This window comes from Eudoraea sp. (assembly GCF_049665975.1).
Classification (GTDB): domain Bacteria; phylum Bacteroidota; class Bacteroidia; order Flavobacteriales; family Flavobacteriaceae; genus Eudoraea.
Genome location: NZ_JBATGR010000183.1, coordinates 1 through 3,903 on the forward strand (window position 1 = coordinate 1; position 3,903 = coordinate 3,903).

Genomic DNA, 3,903 nt, shown 5'->3' on the forward strand with positions numbered 1-3,903 from the left:
ATAGAAGGCGCATGTGTTTTTAAATTTTCTCTAACTTCGTCTTTATATTTATTGAATTAACAGAATCACTTTTGAAATACGTCCTATTTGTTTGTTTTATCCTTCTGTTTTTTGGTTGCAAAGAAAAATCGGAAAAAGAGAAAGTAATAGACATAATGACAGATTCAGTTATTGTCCTGGACACACCTCTTCAAACGGGAATTGCTCCCAGGGTGGACACACTAAAATCTTTTGATGAGGTTGCTGATACTACCTTCGTGCGTTTAGCAGACTACAATAATGATTTTGAATATGATCTTAGATATGCCACAGAAAACAATTTTTTAAAAGCCAAAGTCTATGACTGTGCGGAATGTTATACACGTGTAAAGACGGCAAAAGCTTTAATTAAGGCGAACGAGGATTTTATAAAGCAGGGATATAAGATTAGATTTTTTGATTGTTACCGGCCTAATTCCGTTCAATATAAAATGTGGGAGATTGTCCCTAATCCGCAGTATGTGGCAAACCCGGTTAAAGGTTCCATCCATAATAAGGGAGGTGCAGTAGATATTACTCTGGTTACATTAGATGGAGATGAATTGGATATGGGCACCGACTTTGATTTCTTTGGTAAAAAGGCATATCACGATAATAAGGATTTACCTCAAGAAATTCTGCACAATAGAAAAATCTTAAAAGAAACTATGGAAAAATACGGATTTTGGTCAGTAAGAACGGAATGGTGGCATTATAACCTCTCCAGTGCTTCTAACGACCGCATTGCAGATTTTAAATGGGAATGTAATTAGATAAAGTTCAGATATGGCTAAACAAATTAAAACCGGGCTAAAACTTAAGACAATATATACTTCATTATTTATTTTATTTCTTGGGTTTAATGTTTATACCCAGGATACGATATTACCGCTTTGGCCGGCAGATGCTATTCCGAATAGAATTGAATCTGATGAACAGGAGATACTTGAGAAGGGCACTATTCAAATAATCAGTTATGTTCAAACTCCTCAAATAGATGTGTATTTACCATCTGAAGCGAATAGTACAGGTAAGGCAATGTTAATTTTTCCCGGAGGCGGGTACCAAATTTTAGCATATGATTGGGAAGGGAGTGATATTGCCAAGTTTTTGAATTCAAAAGGAATTGCAGGAATAGTTGTAAAGTACAGGTTACCAATTTCAAAATCTTTAGAGAATAATCAATTTGTTCCTTTGCAGGATGCACAAAGGGCTATGAGGCTTGTACGGTACATGTCAAAAACCTGGAATATTGATGATAAAAAGATGGGAATTATTGGATTTTCTGCTGGTGGACATCTGGCGTCTACGCTTGGGACCCATTTTGATGATGAGGTATATAATTATGTTGACGGAGCCGATTTGTTAAGTGCCCGGCCCGATTTTATGGCATTGGTTTATCCTGTTATTTCCTTTTCTTCTTCTTCGGTCCATAGCGGATCCAAAAAGGCTCTTTTGGGTGATGAACCAGATAGTGAAAGTATTAGGTACTTTTCTAATGAACTTCAGGTTTCAGAGAAGACGCCGCCAACAATTCTTTTCCATGCAGCGGACGATAAAGCTGTACCACCGGAGAACAGTCTGTTATTTTTTCAGGCTCTGAACCAAAAAGGGGTACCTGCAGAACTTCATATTTATCCGGAAGGCGGGCATGGTTTCTCATTAGCGACAAAGAATCAAAGTCTTGGCAGGTGGACTCAGCATCTGTATGAATGGATGCTCCAATTTTAGTATTATCGAATTTATCAAACAAATTGATTAGGATGAGGGTGTTCGTATGGACTGCGATAAGGTCTTTGCAACAATTTTGTTGCTTCTAAATCATTTACCACTACCAAATTTTTAGGATCATAGACCAAAGGTCTTTTAACTTCCATAGACAAATTTGCAAGAATACAACTGGCAGTTGATATATGACCATCTAAAATGTCAGAAACCGGCTTTGCGCCATTATCTATTGCTGAAAGAAAATCCAGCATATGCAAGCGCGTGGCCGGTGCGGCATTTAGTTCTATGTTCTTTTCTGTTAAATCTTCGGGATATTTCTCTTTTTCATATACTACATCCATGTGTATTGGTTTACCATCCCCGTATGGAACAAAATCATATTGCATGGTACTCCCGGAAAGTGTTCCCTTTTCCCCAAATAATTTAAACGACCAGGGGTATTCGGGGTCATCGGGAGTACCCCAGCTTCTATGCTGCCAGATGCAATTGAGATTATCATATTCAAAAATAGCCGATTGAGTGTCTGAAATATTGGATTTACCGTCTTTTTGAACATAAATACCTCCCGTAGAACTTATGCGGTTGGGCCAATCTAGTGCCAGCATCCATCTAACTGTATCGAGCATATGAACACACATATCACCCATTATTCCATTGCCATATTCCATAAAAGTCCGCCACCATCTCTTGTGAGGTAAACCATCATATGGTCTAAGTGGGGCAGGGCCTGTCCACATTTCATAATCGAGAAAATCAGGGACTTTCTCAATAGGAGGGTTGCCATTTGCCCGCATATGGAAATAGCAGCACATTTCAACATGAGATATTTTACCAAGCATCCCGGTGTCAACTATATTGTTTTTGGCGTGTATTAGGTGAGGAGTACTTTTGCGCTGCGTACCCACCTGTACAACTTTATTATATTTTCTTGCTGCAGCTACCATGGCCTCACCTTCAATTACATCAACACTAATAGGTTTTTGAACATATACGTGAGCCCCTGCCTTTAGTGCATCAATGCACTGGAGTGCATGCCAATGGTCCGGGGAGCCTATTAATACAATATCCAGGCCTTCTTTTGCCAGCATTTCCCGATAATCAGAATATTTTTTTGGTTTTTTACCTGATCTCTGTCGCTGTGCCACGAGGTTCGCTGTGTCTTCTGTAAAATTGCTGTCTACATCACATATTGATATAACTTCCACATTAGCTACTTGAATGAGCTTAAAAAGATCGCTACTGCCGTACCAACCCGCGCCAATTAACCCTACTCGCCACGGTTTCTCTCTGTGCATAAGTTCAAAACCGTAAGTTCCAAATGAAGATAATACGGCCGCTGCTGTGGCGCCTTTAAGAAAATTTCTCCTGTTAATGTTGAATGTTTTGGATTCCATGTATTTATGATCAATAGTTATACTTAGGGGGTTAAATTATCTAAATATACCGAAAAATATTTTTGCTATATTTTTGAACATTTAAGAATCAGGAGTTTATTATTGAGATCCTTTACAAAAAATAAATAAAGCTCCCCGCCTTCCGTTATTTTATATTTTTTTCTAATATCGGCAACCGATATAGGGAAATTGCGAATAGCAATATTTGCTTTTCCAATATTAAGAGCAGCTATTGACTTTTTATTATAAGGATTAACAGAAAGTATTTTAAAAACTCTCCCGGGGAATTCCACTTGCTTTTCAGAGGTGTATAAATGCGTATGCTCGTGTAGCTTTTTTAAATGGAATTCATTTCCGATGGTTTTAAAAGCCCCGGCTTTTAGAATAGCTGCGTTTGGCTCATACAGAAAGTCCAGTGGCCTGGAGTAGTCAGATTTAGTTAAATATTCATTTGAGCGTTTAAATTCAAAATCCTCATCCTGTTTATTTTTGATATTGATCGTTTTTATTAAAGGGTCTGGCGGATTGTCGTTCCTAATGATCCAAAGTAGCTCCTTAACATCGTTATTCACTGCAACTACATGGATCTTATCAACATTTTTTAATTTTTTGATTCCAATCGTAATATCCAATAGGGGGGAGGTCTTTAGGAGGATAGTTTTTGATTTATCCTTCAAGAGATTTAAATGTGCCGTAATGTCCGGGGTGCAATCCGATAATTTAAATACTTTGCCTTTAGTTTCATCTCTTCTTGAGGGGTCTA

General features: G+C 38.0%; 4 protein-coding genes. 2 read left to right on the top strand and 2 right to left on the bottom strand.

Features of this window, described 5'->3' with window-relative positions:
- Nucleotides 1-71: 71 nt before the first annotated feature.
- Nucleotides 72-791, top strand: a complete 720-nt coding sequence (locus tag WBN20_RS06985; protein WP_424274077.1) for a M15 family metallopeptidase — start codon at nucleotides 72-74, stop codon at nucleotides 789-791.
- A 13-nt stretch (nucleotides 792-804) separates the two neighbouring features.
- A complete protein-coding gene (locus tag WBN20_RS06990) occupies nucleotides 805-1,749 on the top strand; it encodes an alpha/beta hydrolase (RefSeq protein WP_424270689.1) in 945 nt (314 codons plus the stop codon).
- A gap of 14 nt (nucleotides 1,750-1,763) precedes the next feature.
- Here the strand turns inward: WBN20_RS06990 and WBN20_RS06995 are convergent, their stop codons facing one another.
- A complete protein-coding gene (locus tag WBN20_RS06995; protein ID WP_424274078.1) occupies nucleotides 1,764-3,140 on the bottom strand; it encodes a Gfo/Idh/MocA family oxidoreductase in 1,377 nt (458 codons plus the stop codon).
- A 65-nt stretch (nucleotides 3,141-3,205) separates the two neighbouring features.
- Nucleotides 3,206-3,903, bottom strand: a 698-nt coding sequence (locus WBN20_RS07000) for a THUMP-like domain-containing protein (RefSeq protein ID WP_424281188.1), incomplete at its 5' end; no start/stop codon positions are given.